Below are 18221 nucleotides of genomic sequence, written 5' to 3'. Positions count from 1 at the left end.
ACCACCGGCACCACCGGCACCACCGGCAGCCGAACCCACACCGTCAGCCGCGGCCCCGCCGGACACGGGTCCGTCGCCGGACCCCGATGCCCCACCGGACTCCGCGCGCCGGCCGGGCACCGAACCGCGACCGGTTGCCGGGGCGTTCCCGGACCCCGGGCCGCGGCCGGGCTCCTGAGCGCCGCCGCGGGCCGCGGTTCCGCCGGCCCCCGCGGCACCCGTCTGTTCCGTGCGGGCGCGGGCCGCCTGGCGGGCGCGGGCGATGGAAGCCGTCCGGTCCCGGTCCTGTTCGGGCGCATCCGCGGGGCGGGAGCCGTCCTGCGAGGACGCGCCGCCCGTCATGCCGGAGCGGTTCCGGGACGCCGAACCCGGCGTACCGGAGCCGGACCGGGACGGGGAGCCCGCCGGGCCGTTGCCGGTCCCGGCCGTCCGGCCCGCGCCACGCTCGGCTGCCGCCGGGCCTCCCGCACCGGCGCCACGGGTGCCGTCGGCCCCCCGCTCGCCGCGCTGCGGCTTGCCCGCGCTCCCGGGCCGGCCGGCGCCCTCGGCACCCTCGGCACGCTGACCACCGTCGCGGCCCCCGGAACCCCCGGCACTCTCGCCACCCTCTCGGCCCCCGGGCCCCCCGGAGCCTGCGTCGGTGTCGCTTCTCGTGCCCCCCGTGGGATCCGGTGGTGTGCTGCTCGGGTCGCGGCGTCCCGGGTTTCCGGGCCCTTCAGCCGGCAGCGGCTTTTTCGGTGCCACGCCTTCGTTCCGCTGCTGCGGCTGCGGCTCGTCGCTCATGTCGTGCACGGACTCCTGTTTCGCGTCGTACGTTCCCGTACGCCTCGTACGCTTCTGCGCTCCCCCTGTTTGAAGACTCTCGCACCTGGCGTTCCGTTCCCGGATTCCGGCACGCTTCCGACCGGAAATCGCGTGGCCGGCCGCCGGGCCTCCGGACTAGGCTCCTGCGCTTCGGTGTCGAGCGGTCCGAGGAGGTCGACTGACGTGGGCGCGGGACGGTTGTACGCGGCCGTGGCGACAGGGGGATTCAGACGGTACGCGACCTACCGGGCCGCCACTGCGGCAGGGGTGTTCACGAACACCGTCTTCGGGCTCATCCTCGTCTACACGTACCGCGCCCTGTGGGACGAGAAGCCGCATCTCGGCGGGTACGACCAGGCACAGGCCGTGACGTACGTCTGGCTGGGGCAGGCGTTCTTGTCGACCCTCGCGATCGGGGGCGGCGGCGTCGAGGACGAGTTGATGGAACGCATCCGTACGGGAGACGTGGCGATCGACCTGTACCGGCCCGCCGATCTCCAGCTGTGGTGGCTGGCGGCGGACCTCGGCCGGGCGTTCTTCCAGTTGCTGGGCCGGGGCCTGGTCCCGTTCGTGTTCGGCGCGCTGTGCTTCCCGGTGTACCTGCCGGCGGACGCCGGCACCTGGGTGGCGTTCCTGGCCGCCGTCGTCCTCGCCATGCTGGTCGGCTTCGGCATCCGCTACCTGGTGGCGCTGAGCGCGTTCTGGCTGCTGGACGGCGCCGGTGTGGCGCAGATGGCGTGGCTGCTGGGCTTCTTCTGCTCGGGCATGCTGCTGCCGCTGAACGTGTTCCCGGGCGCGCTGGGTGACGTCGTACGGGTCCTGCCGTGGTCGTCCCTGCTGCAAGCGCCGGCGGACATCCTGCTGGGGCACGCGGATCCGCTGCCCACCTATCTCTTCCAGGCCGCGTGGGCGGTGGCGCTGCTGGGGGCCGGGCGGCTGGTGCAGTCGGCGGCGACGCGCCGGGTGGTGGTGCAGGGTGGCTGAGAGCCATGCGCCCCGCCAGGCCCCCCGCCAGGTCCCCGGCCCGGCCCGCCGGCTGGCCGAGGGCGTGCGGGCGTACCGGCTGATCGCGGGGATGTGGGTGCGCTCCACGATGGCCTACCGCGCGTCCTTCGCCATGACCACGTTCGGGAACTTCGCGGCGACCTTCCTCGACTTCGTCGCGATCATGCTGATGTTCTCCCGGGTGGACGCCCTGGGCGGCTACCCGCTGCCCGAAGTGGCGTTCCTGTACGGCCTGTCCGCGACCTCCTTCGGGCTGGCGGACCTGGTGATCGGGTCGATGGACCGGCTGGGCCGGCGGGTCCGGGACGGCACGCTGGACACCCTGCTGGTGCGGCCGGCGCCGGTGCTCGCGCAGGTGGCGGCCGACCGGTTCGCGCTCAGGCGGCTGGGCCGGGTGACGCAGGGGGCGCTGGTGCTGGGCTGGTCGCTGACCCGGGTGGACATCCACTGGACGGCGGACAGGCTGCTGCTGATGCCGGTGATGGTGGTGAGCGGCTGCGGCATCTTCTGCGCGGTGTTCGTGGCGGGCGCGGCGTTCCAGTTCGTGGCGCAGGACGCCTCGGAGGTGCAGAACGCCTTCACCTACGGCGGTACGACGCTGCTCCAGTACCCGCCGACCGTGTTCGCGAAGGAGCTGGTGCGCGGGGTGACCTTCGTGCTGCCGCTGGCCTTCGTCAACTGGCTGCCCGCGACCTATGTGCTGGGGCGGCCGTATCCGCTGGGCCTGCCGGAGTGGACCGCGTTCACGCCTCCGCTGGTGGCAGTCGCCTGTGGCGCGCTCGCGGGGCTGGCCTGGCGGGCGGGACTTCGTTCGTACCGCAGCACTGGGAGCTAGCGTGAGTGACGTGATCGCAGGGGACGACGGCACCGTGGGGAGCGACTTCGTCGCGGGGGACGGCTTCATCGCGCTGGAGGGGGTCGAGAAGGTCTTCGAGGTGCGCCGGAAGACCGGGTTCCTGCGGCGTGAGCGGCGCGAGGTGCGGGCGGTGGACGCGCTGTCGTTCACCGTGGGGCGCGGCGAGATGGTCGGGTACATCGGGCCGAACGGCGCCGGGAAGTCGACGACGATCAAGATGCTGACCGGGATCCTGACGCCGAGTGCCGGGCGGCTGCGGGTGGCGGGCATCGATCCGGCGCGGGAGCGGTCGCGGCTCGCGCACCGGATCGGGGTGGTGTTCGGTCAGCGGACCACGCTCTGGTGGGACCTGCCGCTGATCGACTCCTACCGGCTGGCGCACCGCATGTACCGCATCCCGGACGCCCGTTACCGCGAGAACCTGGACCGGCTGGTGGAACTGCTGGACCTGGGCGCCCTGTTGGACGTACCGGTGCGGCAGCTCTCCCTTGGCCAGCGGATGCGCGGCGACATCGCGGCGGCGCTGCTGCACGACCCGGACGTGCTGTACCTGGACGAGCCGACGATCGGCCTGGACGTCGTATCGAAGGCCAAGGTGCGGGAGTTCCTGCGGGAGGTGAACGCCGAGCGCGGCACGACGGTGCTGCTCACCACGCACGACCTCCAGGACATCGAGCAGTTGTGCTCCCGGGTGATGGTGATCGACCACGGGCGACTGGTGTACGACGGTCCGCTCGCGGGGCTGCACGAGGCCGGCGAGAGCGAGCGGACGCTGGTGGTGGACCTGGAGCGGGAGCTGCCGCCGGTTCAGGTGCCGTCGGCCCGGGTGGTGCGGGTGGAGGGTCCCAGGCAGTGGCTGGCGTTCCCGGCGGGGCAGTCGGCGGCGCCGGTCGTGGCGCATCTGGCCGCCCGGTACCCGCTGGTGGACCTGTCGGTGCGGGAGCCGGACATCGAGGCCGTCATCGCCAGGATGTACGCCGAGAGGGCGGTCTCGTAGGCCGCCGGCACGAGCGACGACGCCGTCCCGGACCTGCGTGCGTCGACGCCGATCGTGACCGGGTCGCCGAGGTCCCGCGGGACGCCCTGGCCGAGGGCCGCCTCGACAGGGGGGAGTTCGACGAGCGGCTGGAGGCGGCCCACAAGGCGCGGACGTAGGCGAGCCGGCGCCGCTGACGCGCGGCCTTCCGGTGGCCGGCGCCGTGGCACCGGCCCTTGCCGTCTCCTTCGTCAAGTCCCCGGTGGTGGACGGTGGCCGGGCGGGCCGGATCACCGGAACCGAGGGCTCCTCGACGGGCGCGGCGGCGATCCTCTCGTGGTTCGAGCGCGGGGGCCGCTGGACGGTGCCGAGGCGGTTCGCCTGTTTCACCTTCAGGGCGGCGGCGAACTCGACCTGTGCGAGGCGGACTTCGCCGTCGGCAGGTCGAGATCCAGTGCGTGGTGTTCATGGGCGGGGGGTCCGGGTGATCGTGCCGCCCGGCGTCGAGGTCGCCGTAGGCGGCATCGGCGTGATGGGCGCCTTCGAACGCCCGGCGTCGAGGTCGCCGTAGGCGGCATCGGCGTGATGGGCGCCTTCGAACACCCGGGGGACGACGGCCCGCCGGAGCCGGGCGCCCCCCGCGTGGTCATCGGTGGTGTCGCGTTCTGGGGCGGCGTGGGCGTGGAGCGCGAACTGCCGCGTGGGGAACGCGAACGCCTGAAGAAGCCGCGCTGAGCGCGCCCCTGCCGGCACCCCCTACGACGTGCAGACCTTGGTCAGCTCCCCCGCCGCGTCCGTCACCGGGCTGACGTCCGGCGTCTCGTCCCCGTTCCTGATGGCCGTGCGCACGTTGCCGACCGCCTTCTCCAGGTCGTCCACGGCCTTGTTCACGTCGGTGTTGTCCGTCTTGTCGCCGATCTTCCGCAGACTCTTCTCGATGGAGTCGAGGGACTCGTCGGCCTGGGAGGGGTCGTTCGCCGCGTTCTCCACGGCCTGCTGGAGATCGGTGACGTTGTCGGCGATGGCGTCGGCGGTCTGCACGCAGTCCAGCGCCTTGTCCACGGCGTCGCAGCCGGTCGTGAGGCCGGCGGCGAGCGCGGCGGTCGCTACGGCGGCGACAACGGTGAGTCGGCGTCGACTGGCGGCCATGGTGGTGTCCCTCCCCTGGTACGGCTGGCCGGGCGCACGCTGGTGAGCGTGCGCCCGTACCCACAGGGACGTCACTGGGGTCCGCCGGGTTGCCCCGCGGCCTTGGGGACTTCTTTACGCGCGCGTGGCCGCGAGTGCCGCCTGCTGGATCACGGCCAGTTCCCGGCAGCCGGTGACGGCGAGGTCGAGCAGGGCGTCGAGTTCCTCGCGGGCGAACGGCGCGGCCTCGGCGGTGCCCTGGACCTCGACGAAGCGGCCGTCGCCGGTGCAGACGACGTTCATGTCGGTGTCGGCGCGCACGTCCTCCTCGTAGCAGAGGTCGAGCAGCGGGACCCCGCCGACGATGCCCACGGAGACGGCGCTCACGGTGCCGGTGAGCGGCTGCCGGCCGGCCTTGATCAGCTTCTTGCCCTGGGCCCAGGCGACGGCGTCGGCGAGCGCGACGTACGCGCCGGTGATGGCCGCCGTACGCGTGCCGCCGTCGGCCTGGAGGACGTCGCAGTCGAGGACGATGGTGTTCTCGCCGAGCGCCTTGTAGTCGATGACGGCGCGCAGGGAGCGGCCGATGAGCCGGGAGATCTCGTGGGTCCGGCCGCCGATCTTGCCCTTGACGGACTCGCGGTCGCCGCGGGTGTTGGTGGCGCGGGGCAGCATGGCGTACTCCGCGGTGACCCAGCCCTCGCCGCTGCCCTTGCGCCAGCGCGGGACGCCCTCGGTGACGGAGGCGGTGCAGAAGACCTTGGTGTCGCCGAAGGAGACGAGGACGGAGCCCTCGGCGTGCTTGCTCCATCCGCGTTCGATGGTGACGGGACGGAGCTGTTCGGGGGTACGGCCGTCGATGCGAGACATGGCGACGAGCCTAGCCGCACACGGGGAAGGGGCTCCTCCGGCATCGGGAAGAGCCCCTTCGGGGTGAACCGGTGCGGCTCACATCATGTCTTCGATCTCCGCGGCGATCGGGTCGGCGTCGGTGCCGATGACGACCTGGATGGCCGTGCCCATCTTGACAACGCCGTGGGCGCCGGCGGCCTTCAGGGCGGCCTCGTCGACCAGAGCGGGGTCGGACACCTCGGTGCGCAGCCGGGTGATGCAGCCCTCGATCTCCTCGATGTTGTCGATGCCACCGAGCCCGGCGACGATCTTCTCAGCCTTGCTGGCCATGTTCCTTCTCCCTGCTCCGAACCGCTTTGTCGCAGTAACCCACAGTTGGCCCATCTTCGCGAGCGGTCTTGCCGTCCGTGCCGGATGATGGCGATCACGACAGCGGAACCGTCCGTCGACTGGTCTACACCACCGTGGGGAAGGTCGCCAAACCCATGAGTGCAGAGAGTACGGCGCGTCCCGCCGGGGCCCGCCGGCACCGTCTGTTCCAGGGCATGCAGAAGATGGGCCGCAGCCTCCAGTTGCCCATCGCCGTGCTGCCGGCGGCGGGCATCCTGAACCGGCTGGGGCAGCCGGACGTGTTCGGCGCGGACGGCCTGGGCTGGACCGACGTGTCCAAGGTGATGAGCGGGGCGGGCGGCGCGCTGCTGGACGGCCAGCTGGGGCTGCCGCTGCTGTTCTGCGTGGGCGTCGCGATCGGCATGGCGAAGAAGGCCGACGGTTCGACGGCGCTCGCCGCGGTGGCGGGTTTCCTCGTCTACTACGGTGTCCTGCGGCAGTTCCCGGAGACCTGCCCGGCGGGCGCGAAGGTGGTCGCCACGGGCTGCCAGGCGGCGAACGGCACGGTGTCCGCGTACACCTACCAGAACCCGGGTGTCTTCGGCGGCATCGTCATGGGCCTGCTGGCCGCCTTCTTCTGGGCCCGCTACCACCGCACGAAGCTGGTCGACTGGCTGGGCTTCTTCAACGGGCGCCGACTGGTGCCGATCATCATGGCCTTCGTCGCGATCCTGTTCGCCGTGGTGTGCCTGTTCGTCTGGCCGCCGGTCGGCGGCGCCCTGGAGAGCTTCGGCGAGTGGCTGCGGGACGCCGGCTCCTGGGGCGCGGGCGTCTTCGGGGTCGCGAACCGGGCGCTGCTGGTGGTGGGCCTGCACCAGTTCCTGAACGTGCCCATCTGGTTCCAGTTCGGCAGCTACACCAAGCCCGACGGCACCGTGGTGCACGGCGACATCAACATGTTCCTCCAGGGCGACCCCGACGCCGGACAGTTCACCTCGGGCTTCTTCCCGATCATGATGTTCGCGCTGCCGGCCGCCGCGCTGGCCATCACGCACTGCGCGCGGCCGGAACGCCGCAAGGAGGTCGGTGGCCTGATGCTGTCGGTCGCGCTGACCTCGTTCGTGACCGGCATCACCGAGCCGCTGGAGTACGCGTTCCTCTTCATCGCGCCCGGTCTGTACGCCGTCCACGCGGTGCTGACCGGTGCGTCGATGGCGGTGACCTGGGCGCTGGGCGTGCACGACGGGTTCAGCTTCTCGGCGGGCCTGATCGACTACGTGATCAACTGGAACCTGGCGACGAAACCGTGGGCGATCATCCCGATCGGCCTGTGCTTCGCGGCCGTGTACTACCTGGTGTTCCGCGTCGCGATCACGCGGTTCGACCTGAGGACGCCGGGGCGGGAGCCGGCGGACGAGGTGGAGGACGTCACCCGGGTATGAGGACACACGGCGTGTAGTCCGACGACAGCGGATTCGCGGGTTCCTTACGCCGCCTTCATCGTGCTACAACAGGTCTACACCACAGGTGGTGTAGACCAGAGACGCTGCCGTCCCCTTCCATGGTTCCCGGGCGGCGCCTTGCCCGATGGAGGAAGTATGAGCACCGCCACCGAGACGGCGGCCCCGGCGGCGAAGCCGGGGAAGAAGCGGGGAGCAGGCCTGTTCCAGGGCTTGCAGAAGGTCGGCCGCAGCCTACAGCTCCCGATCGCTGTCCTGCCCGCGGCCGGCATCATGGTGCGCCTCGGCCAGGATGACATCTTCGGCAAGGACGGCCTGGGCTGGGACAAGGTCGCCGCCGTGTTCAACAACGCGGGCGGCGCGCTCACCGGCTCCCTTCCGCTGTTGTTCTGCATCGGTGTGGCCATCGGCTTCGCCAAGAAGTCCGACGGTTCGACGGCCCTCGCCGCGGTGGTCGGCTTCCTCGTCTACAGCAAGGTCCTCCAGGCCTTCCCGCTGACCGAGCAGCACATCGAAAAGGGCAAGATCGTCGAGGCGACGTACAACGACCCCGGCGTCCTCGGCGGCATCATCATGGGTCTGCTCGCGGCCGTGCTGTGGCAGCGGTTCCACCGCACCAAGCTCGTCGACTGGCTCGGCTTCTTCAACGGCCGCCGGCTCGTGCCGATCATCACTGCCTTCGTCGGCATCGTGCTGGGCGTCTTCTTCGGACTGGTCTGGGAGCCGATCGGCAACGGCATAGCGCACTTCGGCGAGTGGATGACCGGTCTCGGAGCGGGCGGCGCGGCCCTGTTCGGCGCCGTGAACCGCGCACTCATCCCGGTCGGCATGCACCAGTTCGTCAACACCGTGGCGTGGTTCCAGCTCGGCAACTTCAAGAACGCCTCGGGTGAGATCGTGCACGGCGACATCACCCGGTTCCTCGCCGGTGACCCGTCCGCCGGTCTCTTCCAGACCGGTTTCTTCCCGATCATGATGTTCGGCCTGCCGGCCGCCGCCCTCGCCATCGCCCACTGCGCCCGTCCCGAGCGCCGCAAGGCCGTGCTCGGCATGATGGTCTCGCTCGCGCTGACCTCGTTCGTCACCGGCGTCACCGAGCCGATCGAGTTCTCCTTCATGTTCGTCGCGCCGCTGCTGTACGTCCTGCACGCCGTGCTCACCGCCGTGTCGATGGCCGTCACGTGGGGCCTGGGCGCGCACGCCGGGTTCAACTTCTCCGCCGGCCTGATCGACTACGCCCTCAACTGGCACCTGGCGACCAAGCCATGGCTGATCATCCCGGTCGGCCTCGTCTTCGGCGCGATCTACTACGTGACCTTCCGGTTCGCCATCCTCAAGTTCGACCTCAAGACCCCGGGCCGCGAACCCGAGGACGAGGTCGAGGACCTCGCCAAGGCGTGAGGCCGGCCGTCACGGCATGACAAAGGCCCCCGGAGCCAATGCTCCGGGGGCCTCGTCGTGCGCGGACGGTGCTGTCAGATCTCGTACGTCTGCCGCGGCGCCGCCAGGTGTACCGGACCGGTGAACACCTCACGGGCGTCCCGCAGGTTCACCTCGGGATCGGTCCACGGCGGGATGTGGGTGAGGACGAGCCGCCGCGCGCCCGCGCGGGCCGCCGTCTCCCCCGCCTCGCGGCCGTTGAGGTGCAGGTCGGGAATGCTCTCCTTGCCGTGCGTGAACGCGGCCTCGCACAGGAACAGATCGGTGTCCCGGGCCAGCTCGTCCAGCGCCGCGGTGACGCCGGTGTCGCCGGAGTACGTCAGGGACTTCCCGCCGTGCTCGATCCGGATGCCGTACGCCTCCACGGGGTGGCGGACCCGCTCGGTGTGCACGGTGAACGGGCCGATCTCGAACGTGGACGGCTTGACCGTGTGGAAGTCGAAGACCTCGCTCATCGAGGAGGCGGAGGGGGTGTCCGCGTAGGCCGTGGTCAGACGGTGCTCGGTGCCTTCGGGGCCGTAGACCGGGATGGGATCGCACCGGCCGCCGTCATGGCGGTAGTAGCGCGCCACGAAGTACGCGCACATGTCGATGCAGTGATCGGCGTGCAGATGGCTGAGGAAGATCGCGTCGAGGTCGTAGAGACCGCAGTGGCGCTGCAACTCGCCGAGGGCGCCGTTGCCCATGTCGAGGAGCAGCCGGAAGCCGTCGGCCTCGACGAGGTAGCTCGAACAGGCCGATTCCGCGGACGGGAACGACCCCGAGCAGCCGACGACGGTGAGCTTCATGAAGCAGAAACCTCCGTAGGCGGGTAACCGGTGGGCGGGACGTAAACCCCTTGCGGGGCGGGGGCTGTCGGGGGTCGTGCGGTTCGTCGAGAGTAAGGCGCGAAAGCACGGGTCGCTCCTCCGCCAGGGGCCGTTGTGGGCGAACTCACCTGTGCTGTCACCGGTTCGGCTGGACGCGGGGCGCACCGGGATCGGAAGAGGGCGCGCGAGGTCCGGCGCGCGCCGGTAACGTCGTCGTATGGACACGTCCTGGTGGCTGGCGCTCGCGGCGGTGGTACTGCTCGCACTGGTCGCCACGCTCGTCGACGGCTGGGGCCGCGGTCACCGGCCCGGCGGACGGCGCGTGCGGCCCCCGGGCCGGCCGGGCCCGCGGACGGCACACGCCGTACGGCCCTGCCCCGGGGACATCTGGTGGGCGGAGGTCCCCTACGAGGACCGGGCCGAGGCGAAGGACCGGCCCTGTCTGGTGCTGGCCGTGCGCGGTGGCCGGGCCACCGTCGCGAAGATCACGAGCAAGTACCACGACGAGCGCTGCGGGGTGATCCCGCTGCCGCCCGGTGCGGTCGGCGACACCCAGGGGCGGCCCAGCTTCCTGGAGACCGACGAGCTGCGCGAGGTCCCGGTGGACGGCTTCCGCCGCCGGGTGGGCGTGGTCGACCCGGTCCTGTGGGACCAGGTACGGCACCTGGCGGGCTAGAGGGCACCTCAGCTCACGCGCACCGTGACCGTCCAGTCCTCGATGGCCTTGCAGGAGACCTGGCCCGGTGCGGTCGGCTCGGCGCACAGCGGGCGGGACGACGTGAGCCTCACCGTGCCGGCCGCCACCGCCTGGTACGCGGCCGTGGCGTCACCCGGCTGGAGTACGAAGCCCGCGTTGACGGCCTTCAGTCCCGTACCGCTCGCGGCGACCGGCTGCCAGGGGCGGGCCCTGGTGCCGTCCAGGGTGAGCCGGACCTCGCCGCCCTCGGTCACGCAGACGGTACGGCCGTGATCGGCGGCCGTCAGCTCCACGTGCCCGGTGCAGTCACCGGCGGACCGGGTGGGCGACGGCGTGCCCGTGCGGGCCGGCGCCGACACCTTGTCGCTGCTCCCGGTGTCCTGCTGGGAGCCGCAGCCCGCGAGGAGCAGCGCTGCCGCCGCGGGGGCGAGGAGCGTCGTACGGCGCATGGGGTCCGCCTTTCTGCCGGAGTCCTGGTACGGATGTGACGTACCACCGGCGCGCGCGGATCCGCCGCTTCGACGACGGACAGCACGGCTAGGCCCAGAGCTGGCCCTGGAGGGTCGCGATGGCCTCTTCCGTGGTGGCCGCGGTGTAGACGCCGGTGGAGAGGTACTTCCAGCCGCCGTCGGCCACGATGAAGACGATGTCGGCGCTCTCGCCCGCCTTGACGGCCTTCCGGCCGACGCCGATCGCCGCGTGCAGGGCGGCGCCGGTGGAGACGCCCGCGAAGATGCCCTCCTGCTGGAGGAGTTCACGGGTGCGGGTGACCGCGTCGGCCGAGCCGACCGAGAACCGGGTGGTCAGGACGGACGCGTCGTACAGCTCGGGGACGAAGCCCTCGTCGAGGTTGCGCAGGCCGTAGACCAGGTCGTCGTAGCGCGGTTCGGCGGCGACGATCTGGACGCCCGGCTTGTGCTCGCGCAGGTAGCGGCCGACGCCCATGAGGGTGCCGGTGGTGCCGAGGCCCGCCACGAAGTGGGTGATCGAGGGCAGGTCGGCGAGGATCTCGGGGCCGGTCGTGGCGTAGTGGGCGCCCGCGTTGTCCGGGTTGCCGTACTGGTAGAGCATCACCCAGTCGGGGTGCTCGGCGGCCAGTTCCTTGGCCACGCGCACGGCGGTGTTGGAGCCGCCGGCGGCCGGCGAGGAGATGATCTCGGCGCCCCACATGCCGAGCAGGTCCCGGCGCTCCTGCGAGGTGTTCTCCGGCATCACGCACACCATCCGGTAGCCCTTGAGCTTGGCCGCCATGGCGAGGGAGATGCCGGTGTTGCCGGAGGTGGGTTCGAGGATCGTGCAGCCCGGAGTGAGCCGGCCGTCCTTCTCCGCCTGCTCGACCATGTGCAGGGCGGGCCGGTCCTTGACCGAGCCGGTGGGGTTGCGGTCCTCCAGCTTGGCCCAGAGCCGCACGTCCGGGGCCGGCGACAGCCGCGGCAGGCGCACCAGGGGGGTGCCTCCCACCGCGGCCAGCGGGGAGTCGTAGCGCATCGCTGCTCAGCGACCGATCAGCGCATGCCGCCGGCGACGGCCGGCAGGATCGTGACGTTGTCGCCGTCGGACAGCTTGGTGTTGATGCCGTCCAGGAAGCGGACGTCCTCGTCGTTGAGGTACACGTTGACGAAGCGGCGCAGCTGGTCGCCGTCCACGATGCGGGCCTGGATGCCCGCGTGCCGCGACTCCAGGTCGGCGAACAGCTCGGCGAGGGTGCTCCCGTTGCCCTCCACCGCCTTCTGACCGTCGGTGTACTGGCGGAGGATGGTGGGGATGCGGACCTCGATGGCCATGGTTGCGGGCTCCTGTCAGGAAGTGTCGGAAGGTGCGGGCACGCGGCGGGGCGCGCCGCGGCTCACGGCCGTACGGCGGCGGGGAACGTCAACAGATGGCGCTGTTCAGCCTGCACAGATCGACGTGCAGCCGCGCCACGAGCAGCGTGCCCGGCGCCTTCTCGCTCACGTCGTTCAGAACCATGGGTTCATCGTATCGATTCCCGGTCCGGGTCCCGGAGTGTGATTCCACATCTCGGACGGAATCCGACCGAGTCCTGAGATCAGTACGCCTCGACGACCTTGACCTCCTCCTCGGTGACCTCCCCTTCCAGGATCCGGAAGGAGCGGAACTGGAACTCTCCGACGCCGTCGGTGTCGGCGGTGGACACCAGGACGTAGTGCGCGCCGGGCTCGTTGGCGTAGCTGATGTCGGTCCGGGAGGGGTACGCCTCGGTCGCGGTGTGGGAGTGGTAGATGATCACCGGCTCCTCGTCGCGGTCGTCCAGCTCGCGGTAGAGCTTGAGCAGGTCCTGCGAGTCGAACTCGTAGAAGGTGGGCGAGCGGGCCGCGTTGAGCATCGGGACGAAGCGCTCGGGGCGACCGGAGCCCACCGGTCCGGCGACCACGCCGCACGCCTCGTCGGGGTGGTCCTCGCGCGCGTGGGCGACGATCTGGTCGTGGAGCGCCTGGGTGATGGTCAGCATGGGGGTCAGGATAAGCAGAGGGGCCGTCCCGTACCGAGGGGTGGTACGGGACGGCCCACATGCCGGACGTCCTGAGCGGCGGTCGCCGGGGGCGCCACGAGAGCTCCCGACGGCCGGACGTCCTTTCCGGAGGGTCTTCCGGTGTCTTCCGGTGTCTTCCGGGGGTCAGCCCACCTTCTCGAACTCCGGGTCGCGGCGGTCCGCGATGGACGGCGTCCGGGACTTCAGGACCAGCCAGCCGATGCCCAGGGCGACCGCCCAGACCGCCATCACGTACAGGCAGACGCGGGAGTCGGCGTCGTAGGCGATCAGGCCGGTGACGAAGAGCAGGAAGGCGATGGCGATGTACGAGCACACCGCGCCGCCGGGCGCCGGGAAGGAACTGGTGGGCAGCCGGCCCGCGTCGACCGCGCGGCGGTAGAGGACGTGGCTGATCAGGATCATCAGCCAGGTCCAGATGCCGGCCGCGGTGGCGACGGAGGTGACGTAGCCGAAGGCCTTCTCCGGGACGACGTAGTTCAGGACGACGCCGATGCCCATGAACAGCACCGAGACGGTGATGCCGAGCGCGGGGGTCTTGGTGGTCGACAGCTTCGAGAAGACCCGCGGGGCCTCGCCGTTGTCGGCGAGGGTACGCAGCATGCGGCCGGTGGAGTACATGCCGGAGTTGCAGGACGACAGGGCGGCGGTGAGCACCACGAAGTTGACGATGCCGGCGCCGGCCGGGATGCCGATGACGGCGAACGCCTTCACGAAGGGGCTGACGCCCGGCGCGAACTCGGTCCACTTCACCACGCACAGGATGACGGTGAGGGCACCGACGTAGAACAGCGCGATGCGCCAGGGCAGCGTGTTGATGGCCTTCGGGAGGGTCTTCTCCGGGTTCTCGGACTCGCCGGCGGTGACGCCGACCAGCTCGACGGCGAGGTAGGCGAACATCACGCCCTGCAAGGTCATCAGCGACGAGCCGATGCCCTTGGGGAAGAAGCCGTCGAACTGCCACAGGTTCGCCACGTGCGCGGTGTCGCCCGCGGCGCTGAAGCCGAAGGTGAGCACGCCGAGGCCGATCACGATCATGCCGATCAGGGCCGTGACCTTGACCATGGAGAACCAGAACTCGATCTCGCCGAACAGCTTCACCGAGATCAGGTTGGCCACGAACAGGACCACCAGGAAGACCAGGGCCGTCACCCACTGCGGGATGCCGGGGAACCAGTAGTGGACGTAGATCGCGGCGGCCGTCAGCTCGGCCATGCCGGTCACGACCCACATCAGCCAGTACGTCCAGCCGGTGAAGTAGCCGAAGAACGGGCCGAGGAACTCCCGGGAGTACTCGGCGAAGGAGCCGGAGACCGGGCGGTAGAGCAGCAGTTCGCCCAGGGCCCGCATGATGAAGAAGATGATCACGCCGGCGAGGGCGTACATCAGAATGAGGCTGGGACCGGCCTTGGCGATGTTCGCCCCGGCTCCCAGGAAGAGCCCGACGCCGATCGCACCGCCGATCGCGATCATCTGGACCTGACGGCTGCCGAGCCCGCGCTCGTACCCCTCCTCAGGGGCGGTGGTGACCTTCTCAGAGGTCATGTGTGGTGCGCCTTTCTCCATGCCGACCCGGGCCTTTCGTCGGCCTCGGATCGGGTCTCGATCCCCCCGGATGATGGAGTTGTCTGCCTGGCCGACGGTCGTCGGCTCGGTGGCGCACCCGGCCGGACGTGGGTGGTGTCGGCCGGGCGGTCGTGAAGATTTATCACGGCCGCAATATTGATCACAGGGGGCCTGTGTGGCGCATCACACAGGTAAAAGCGGACAAAGAGCGCCTGAATGCGGCAAAAACGGCCACGAAGGTGACGGGATCGTTATCCGGATTTGAGCGTCCCCTGAGCGAACGCTTCCGAGGGGGGCGAAACCGTACGAACTACGGCATCAAGGTCGTCACCAGGGTCTCCTGGAGCCCGCCGAGCCACAGGTACGCCATGACCATCGGCTTGCGCGGGTCCTCGTCCGGGAGCCGGTAGAGCAGGTCGGTGTCGTCCTCGTCGGTGATCTCCAGCCGGGAACCGATCGCCAGCCGCAGATCGTTGAGGGCACCGAGCCACTGCCGGGACTGCTCCGGGGACAGCTTGAGCACCGCCCCGCCCTCGTCGACCGGGGCGAGCGCGTCCAGGCTGCGGATCACCCCGAGGGCGCTCTCCCGCTTGCCGGCGCGCAGGTCGTTCTCGGTGAAGCGGCGGAACTCGGCGGAGTGCGCCCGCCGCTCCTCGGCCTCGGCCGGCGAGGCGGGGGCCTCCTCCGGGTCGCTGTAGGCGTCCGGGAAGAGCCGTCGCAGCACCGGGTCGGCGGGCGGCTCGCTCGGCCCCTCCGCGAACAGCTCGGCGAGCGGGTCGTCCGGGGTGTCGGCGCCGGGTCCGGGACCGATGAGCTCCAGGAGCTGGACGGCCAGCGACCGGATGATGGAGATCTCGACGTCGTCGAGGGCGACGGCCGCGCCGCCGCCGGGGAGCGGTTCGAAGTGTCCGGGCATCTGGGTGCGTTTACTTCCGGTCCTGCTGGAGGGTGGCCCACAGACCGTAACCGTGCATCGCCTGCACGTCGCGCTCCATCTCCTCGCGGGTCCCGCTGGAGACGACCGCCCGGCCCTTGTGGTGGACGTCGAGCATGAGCTTGGTGGCCTTGTCCTTGGTGTAGCCGAAGTACGTCTGGAAGACGTACGTCACATAGCTCATGAGGTTGACCGGGTCGTTGTGGACGATCGTGACCCAGGGGACGTCGGGCTCGGGTACGGCGAAGACCTCCTCCGCCGACTCGGTGCGTTCGATCTCTACGGGCGCGGGTGACGTCACAAAGCCCATGCTGCCACGGCCTCCATAAATCGTCACACCGACGAAAAGGGAGTACGATTCCTCGCCATGAACACAGCGGACCTTGGGCTGCCGGTGGACGTTCCCTCGACAGCGCTCTTCACGGACCAGTACGAGCTGACGATGCTGCGCGCCGCGTTGAAGGCCGGTACGGCCGAACGGCGGAGCGTCTTCGAGGTCTTCACCCGGCGGCTGCCGAACGGGCGCCGCTACGGCGTGGTGGCCGGCACCGGCCGCGTCCTGGACGCGGTGGAGAACTTCCGCTTCGACTCCGGCGTCCTCGGCTTCCTGCGCGAGCGGGACATCGTCGACGAGGAGACCCTGCGGTGGCTCGCCGACTACCGCTTCAGCGGGGACATCTGGGGCTACCCCGAGGGCGAGGTGTACTTCCCCGGCTCGCCGATCATGCGCGTCGAGGGCAGCTTCGCCGAGTGCGTCCTGCTGGAGACCGTCATCCTGTCCATCCTCAACCACGACTCCGCCATCGCCGCCGCCGCCTCCCGGATGTCCTCCGCCGCCGGTGACCGCCCGCTGATCGAGATGGGCGCGCGCCGCACCCACGAGCTGGCGGCGGTGGCCGCCGCCCGCGCCGCCTACGTCGGCGGCTTCGCGACCACCTCCGACCTGGCCGCCGGCTTCCGCTACGGCATCCCGACCGTCGGCACCTCCGCCCACGCCTTCACCCTGCTGCACGACCGCGAGCGCGACGCCTTCCAGGCCCAGGTCGACACCCTCGGCCGGGGCACGACCCTCCTGGTGGACACCTACGACGTCGCCGAGGCCGTCCGTACGGCGGTGGAGGTGGCCGGCCCCGAGCTGGGCGCGGTCCGCATCGACTCCGGCGACCTGCTGCTGGTGGCCCACCGGGTGCGGCAGCAGCTGGACGAGCTGGGCGCGACCGGCACGAAGATCATCGTGACCTCCGACCTGGACGAGTACGCCATCGCCTCGCTGGCCGCCGCGCCGGTGGACGCGTACGGCGTCGGCACCCAGCTGGTGACGGGCTCCGGGCACCCGACCTCCTCCATGGTCTACAAGCTGGTCGCCCGCGCCGAGTCCGCCGACCCGAAGGCGCCGCTGCTGCCGGTCGCGAAGAAGTCCAGCGGCGGCAAGACGTCCATCGGGGGCCGCAAGTGGGCGGCGCGGCGGCGGGACGCGGAGGGGGTCGCGGAGGCCGAGGTCGTCGGCACCGGGCCGGTGCCGGCCGAGCTGGCCGACCGGCAGCTCCTGGTGGAGCTGGTCAAGGGCGGCGAGGTGGTCGCCCGGGAGCCGCTGGACGTGGCCCGGGACCGCCACATCGCGGCCCGCGAAAACCTGCCGCTCTCCGCGATCCAGCTGTCAAGGGGGGAACCCGTCATTCCGACGGAGTACGTCCACGGGCGCTCGGGTAGCTAGCGCGGGACCCCGTCCGCCCCTCGACGCCCCCTCCCGCGGGAGCCCGGAATTCTCTAGGCTCGGTTACTTCACTCTCAGTCGAAGGACACCCACCATGCGCCGCGCCTTGATCGTCGTAGACGTGCAGAACGACTTCTGCGAGGGGGGCAGCCTCGCGGTGGCCGGCGGTGCCGACGTGGCCGCCGCCATCACCGAGCTGATCGGCCAGGCGGCGGGCACCGGATACCGGCATGTGGTGGCCACCCGCGACCACCACATCGCGCCCGGCGGCCACTTCGCGGACAACCCCGACTACGTCCGCTCCTGGCCCGCGCACTGCGTCGCGGGCACGGAGGGGGTGGGCTTCCACCCGAACTTCGCCCCGGCCGTCGCCTCCGGCGCGGTGGACGCCGTCTTCGACAAGGGTGCCTACGCGGCCGCGTACAGCGGCTTCGAGGGCACGGACGAGAACGGCGTCGCCCTGGCCGACTGGCTCCGCGCCCGGGAGATCACGGAGGTGGACGTGGTGGGCATCGCCACGGACCACTGCGTACGGGCCACGGCCCTGGACGCCGCGCGGGAGGGCTTCCGCACACAGGTCCTCCTGGACCTGACGGCCGGCGTGGCGGGCGAGACCACCGAGCGGGCCCTGGAGGAGCTGCGGGAAGCGGGCGTGGAACTCACCGGCAAGCCCGTGGTGAGCGGCTAGGAGAGCGCCCGACGGGGCGCGGGGAACTGCGCGGGCGGCCACGGCGGGCCCGCGGTCGCCGTACCCGCGGGCCCCACCGAGGCGTCACCCCTGCCGCACCAGCGCCGGTCCGCGCAGCAGCGCCCGGATCGGGTGCCACAGCTCGTTCACCATGACACCGTTGTCGGCCGGGGCGGTGCGCCATATCAGGCCGTCGGGGTGGTGCAGGACCGCCGTGATCTCGTCCGGTGTCGGAGGCTCGGCGTTCCCCCGGAGGTAGATCGCCCGCAGGCCCAGGTTGCGCAGCCTGGTCAGGGCCCGCGCTCGGTTCCGGGCGTGCACGAGCACCCGCACCCCGGCGGGGCCGTACGGCAGGTTCAGCGCCACCACCACCGTGCCGTTCGGCAGCTTGCAGAAGCCTCCAGCGGCCATGCGGTCACATCCCCGTTCCGGTCGGTGTCAATAAGCGGTCCA

21 protein-coding genes and 1 pseudogene are annotated in these 18221 nt (G+C 71.0%); 9 read left to right on the top strand and 13 right to left on the bottom strand.

Annotated elements, in window-relative coordinates; genetic code table 11:
- Positions 1-987: 987 nt before the first annotated feature.
- The 4 genes and pseudogenes from IE294_RS27220 (at position 988) to IE294_RS49775 (ending at position 4376) form a co-directional block, all read left to right on the top strand.
- Positions 988-1788: an ABC transporter permease gene (locus tag IE294_RS27220; protein WP_189813582.1), complete on the top strand. Its 801-nt coding sequence runs from the start codon at positions 988-990 to the stop codon at positions 1786-1788.
- Positions 1781-2644: an ABC transporter permease gene (locus tag IE294_RS27215; protein ID WP_229917359.1), complete on the top strand. Its 864-nt coding sequence runs from the start codon at positions 1781-1783 to the stop codon at positions 2642-2644. The genes IE294_RS27220 and IE294_RS27215 overlap by 8 nt, the downstream gene beginning before the upstream one ends.
- 10 nt (positions 2645-2654) lie before the next feature.
- Positions 2655-3662 (top strand): ABC transporter ATP-binding protein, encoded by a 1008-nt coding sequence (locus IE294_RS27210; RefSeq protein WP_229917365.1) that lies wholly within the window; start codon positions 2655-2657, stop codon positions 3660-3662.
- A gap of 33 nt (positions 3663-3695) precedes the next feature.
- Positions 3696-4376 (top strand): annotated as a pseudogene (locus IE294_RS49775) (DUF1707 SHOCT-like domain-containing protein).
- A 21-nt stretch (positions 4377-4397) separates the two neighbouring features.
- On the opposite strand, the gene IE294_RS27200 reads toward IE294_RS49775, so the two are convergent.
- The 3 genes from IE294_RS27200 to IE294_RS27190 form a co-directional block, all read right to left on the bottom strand.
- On the bottom strand, positions 4398-4790 hold the full coding sequence (locus tag IE294_RS27200) for a hypothetical protein (protein ID WP_014672979.1): 393 nt from the start codon (positions 4788-4790) through the stop codon (positions 4398-4400).
- A gap of 114 nt (positions 4791-4904) precedes the next feature.
- Positions 4905-5639 carry a ribonuclease PH gene (rph, locus tag IE294_RS27195; RefSeq protein ID WP_014672980.1) on the bottom strand — a complete coding sequence of 245 codons (735 nt, stop codon included), beginning with the start codon at positions 5637-5639 and terminating at the stop codon, positions 4905-4907.
- 78 nt (positions 5640-5717) lie between these two features.
- Positions 5718-5951 carry a PTS sugar transporter subunit IIB gene (locus tag IE294_RS27190; protein ID WP_014672981.1) on the bottom strand — a complete coding sequence of 78 codons (234 nt, stop codon included), beginning with the start codon at positions 5949-5951 and terminating at the stop codon, positions 5718-5720.
- A gap of 155 nt (positions 5952-6106) precedes the next feature.
- Between IE294_RS27190 and IE294_RS27185 the strand changes: the two genes are divergently transcribed.
- Together IE294_RS27185 and IE294_RS27180 are read left to right on the top strand one after the other, a co-directional pair.
- A complete protein-coding gene (locus IE294_RS27185) occupies positions 6107-7393 on the top strand; it encodes a PTS transporter subunit EIIC (RefSeq protein WP_189890396.1) in 1287 nt (428 codons plus the stop codon).
- Between the two features lie 156 nt (positions 7394-7549).
- Entirely contained in the window at positions 7550-8812 is a 1263-nt protein-coding gene (locus IE294_RS27180) for a PTS transporter subunit EIIC (protein WP_189890394.1), read from the top strand.
- Positions 8813-8886: 74 nt separating this feature from the next.
- On the opposite strand, the gene IE294_RS27175 is transcribed toward IE294_RS27180, so the two are convergent.
- On the bottom strand, positions 8887-9639 hold the full coding sequence (locus tag IE294_RS27175) for an MBL fold metallo-hydrolase (RefSeq protein ID WP_189890392.1): 753 nt from the start codon (positions 9637-9639) through the stop codon (positions 8887-8889).
- Between the two features lie 238 nt (positions 9640-9877).
- Here IE294_RS27175 and IE294_RS27170 point away from each other — a divergent pair, with 238 nt between their 5' ends.
- Positions 9878-10336, top strand: coding sequence for a type II toxin-antitoxin system PemK/MazF family toxin (locus IE294_RS27170; RefSeq protein ID WP_189890390.1), 459 nt, complete (start codon positions 9878-9880; stop codon positions 10334-10336).
- 8 nt (positions 10337-10344) lie between these two features.
- Here IE294_RS27170 and IE294_RS27165 read toward each other — a convergent pair whose 3' ends face one another.
- The 8 genes from IE294_RS27165 to clpS all read right to left on the bottom strand — a co-directional run bounded on the left by IE294_RS27165 (position 10345) and on the right by clpS (position 15676).
- Entirely contained in the window at positions 10345-10806 is a 462-nt protein-coding gene (locus IE294_RS27165) for a hypothetical protein (RefSeq protein WP_189890388.1), read from the bottom strand.
- An 88-nt stretch (positions 10807-10894) separates the two neighbouring features.
- Positions 10895-11845 carry a PLP-dependent cysteine synthase family protein gene (locus IE294_RS27160; RefSeq protein WP_189890386.1) on the bottom strand — a complete coding sequence of 317 codons (951 nt, stop codon included), beginning with the start codon at positions 11843-11845 and terminating at the stop codon, positions 10895-10897.
- Positions 11846-11862: 17 nt separating this feature from the next.
- Positions 11863-12141: a MoaD/ThiS family protein gene (locus IE294_RS27155; protein WP_014672988.1), complete on the bottom strand. Its 279-nt coding sequence runs from the start codon at positions 12139-12141 to the stop codon at positions 11863-11865.
- A gap of 88 nt (positions 12142-12229) precedes the next feature.
- Positions 12230-12325 carry a putative leader peptide gene (locus IE294_RS49770; RefSeq protein ID WP_309550412.1) on the bottom strand — a complete coding sequence of 32 codons (96 nt, stop codon included), beginning with the start codon at positions 12323-12325 and terminating at the stop codon, positions 12230-12232.
- A 79-nt stretch (positions 12326-12404) separates the two neighbouring features.
- The gene (locus tag IE294_RS27150) at positions 12405-12827 is read right to left on the bottom strand and encodes a M67 family metallopeptidase (RefSeq protein ID WP_189890385.1); all 423 of its coding nucleotides are present in this window, start codon (positions 12825-12827) and stop codon (positions 12405-12407) included.
- A 165-nt stretch (positions 12828-12992) separates the two neighbouring features.
- The gene (locus tag IE294_RS27145) at positions 12993-14411 is read right to left on the bottom strand and encodes an amino acid permease (protein WP_189890383.1); all 1419 of its coding nucleotides are present in this window, start codon (positions 14409-14411) and stop codon (positions 12993-12995) included.
- A gap of 331 nt (positions 14412-14742) precedes the next feature.
- A complete protein-coding gene (locus IE294_RS27140) occupies positions 14743-15348 on the bottom strand; it encodes a DUF2017 domain-containing protein (protein WP_189890381.1) in 606 nt (201 codons plus the stop codon).
- Positions 15349-15358: 10 nt separating this feature from the next.
- The gene (clpS, locus tag IE294_RS27135; protein ID WP_189890379.1) at positions 15359-15676 is read right to left on the bottom strand and encodes an ATP-dependent Clp protease adapter ClpS; all 318 of its coding nucleotides are present in this window, start codon (positions 15674-15676) and stop codon (positions 15359-15361) included.
- Between the two features lie 57 nt (positions 15677-15733).
- Here clpS and IE294_RS27130 point away from each other — a divergent pair, with 57 nt between their 5' ends.
- The gene (locus IE294_RS27130; protein ID WP_189890377.1) at positions 15734-17080 is read left to right on the top strand and encodes a nicotinate phosphoribosyltransferase; all 1347 of its coding nucleotides are present in this window, start codon (positions 15734-15736) and stop codon (positions 17078-17080) included.
- 94 nt (positions 17081-17174) lie between these two features.
- A complete protein-coding gene (locus IE294_RS27125) occupies positions 17175-17768 on the top strand; it encodes an isochorismatase family protein (protein ID WP_189890375.1) in 594 nt (197 codons plus the stop codon).
- An 84-nt stretch (positions 17769-17852) separates the two neighbouring features.
- On the opposite strand, the gene IE294_RS27120 is transcribed toward IE294_RS27125, so the two are convergent.
- Positions 17853-18179, bottom strand: coding sequence for a hypothetical protein (locus IE294_RS27120; RefSeq protein WP_189813595.1), 327 nt, complete (start codon positions 18177-18179; stop codon positions 17853-17855).
- Positions 18180-18221: the final 42 nt, after the last annotated feature.

The organism is Streptomyces canarius (genome assembly GCF_014650735.1).
GTDB lineage: Bacteria > Actinomycetota > Actinomycetes > Streptomycetales > Streptomycetaceae > Streptomyces > Streptomyces olivaceoviridis.
Note: the sequence above shows the minus strand (reverse complement) of the source record. Positions and strands in the feature narration are given on the sequence as shown.

What these genes read in the sequence shown, in the direction of transcription:
- IE294_RS27170 (WP_189890390.1), top strand. Translation starts at nt 9,878, where the DNA reads ATGGACACGTCCTGGTGGCTGGCGCTCGCGGCGGTGGTACTGCTCGCA.
- IE294_RS27175 (WP_189890392.1), bottom strand. Translation starts at nt 9,639, where the DNA reads ATGAAGCTCACCGTCGTCGGCTGCTCGGGGTCGTTCCCGTCCGCGGAA.
- IE294_RS49770 (WP_309550412.1), bottom strand. Translation starts at nt 12,325, where the DNA reads ATGGTTCTGAACGACGTGAGCGAGAAGGCGCCGGGCACGCTGCTCGTG.
- IE294_RS27180 (WP_189890394.1), top strand. Translation starts at nt 7,550, where the DNA reads ATGAGCACCGCCACCGAGACGGCGGCCCCGGCGGCGAAGCCGGGGAAG.
- IE294_RS27120 (WP_189813595.1), bottom strand. Translation starts at nt 18,179, where the DNA reads ATGGCCGCTGGAGGCTTCTGCAAGCTGCCGAACGGCACGGTGGTGGTG.
- IE294_RS27150 (WP_189890385.1), bottom strand. Translation starts at nt 12,827, where the DNA reads ATGCTGACCATCACCCAGGCGCTCCACGACCAGATCGTCGCCCACGCG.
- IE294_RS27140 (WP_189890381.1), bottom strand. Translation starts at nt 15,348, where the DNA reads ATGCCCGGACACTTCGAACCGCTCCCCGGCGGCGGCGCGGCCGTCGCC.
- IE294_RS27190 (WP_014672981.1), bottom strand. Translation starts at nt 5,951, where the DNA reads ATGGCCAGCAAGGCTGAGAAGATCGTCGCCGGGCTCGGTGGCATCGAC.
- IE294_RS27125 (WP_189890375.1), top strand. Translation starts at nt 17,175, where the DNA reads ATGCGCCGCGCCTTGATCGTCGTAGACGTGCAGAACGACTTCTGCGAG.
- rph (WP_014672980.1), bottom strand. Translation starts at nt 5,639, where the DNA reads ATGTCTCGCATCGACGGCCGTACCCCCGAACAGCTCCGTCCCGTCACC.
- clpS (WP_189890379.1), bottom strand. Translation starts at nt 15,676, where the DNA reads ATGGGCTTTGTGACGTCACCCGCGCCCGTAGAGATCGAACGCACCGAG.
- IE294_RS27165 (WP_189890388.1), bottom strand. Translation starts at nt 10,806, where the DNA reads ATGCGCCGTACGACGCTCCTCGCCCCCGCGGCGGCAGCGCTGCTCCTC.
- IE294_RS27130 (WP_189890377.1), top strand. Translation starts at nt 15,734, where the DNA reads ATGAACACAGCGGACCTTGGGCTGCCGGTGGACGTTCCCTCGACAGCG.
- IE294_RS27185 (WP_189890396.1), top strand. Translation starts at nt 6,107, where the DNA reads ATGAGTGCAGAGAGTACGGCGCGTCCCGCCGGGGCCCGCCGGCACCGT.
- IE294_RS27200 (WP_014672979.1), bottom strand. Translation starts at nt 4,790, where the DNA reads ATGGCCGCCAGTCGACGCCGACTCACCGTTGTCGCCGCCGTAGCGACC.
- IE294_RS27155 (WP_014672988.1), bottom strand. Translation starts at nt 12,141, where the DNA reads ATGGCCATCGAGGTCCGCATCCCCACCATCCTCCGCCAGTACACCGAC.
- IE294_RS27160 (WP_189890386.1), bottom strand. Translation starts at nt 11,845, where the DNA reads ATGCGCTACGACTCCCCGCTGGCCGCGGTGGGAGGCACCCCCCTGGTG.
- IE294_RS27145 (WP_189890383.1), bottom strand. Translation starts at nt 14,411, where the DNA reads ATGACCTCTGAGAAGGTCACCACCGCCCCTGAGGAGGGGTACGAGCGC.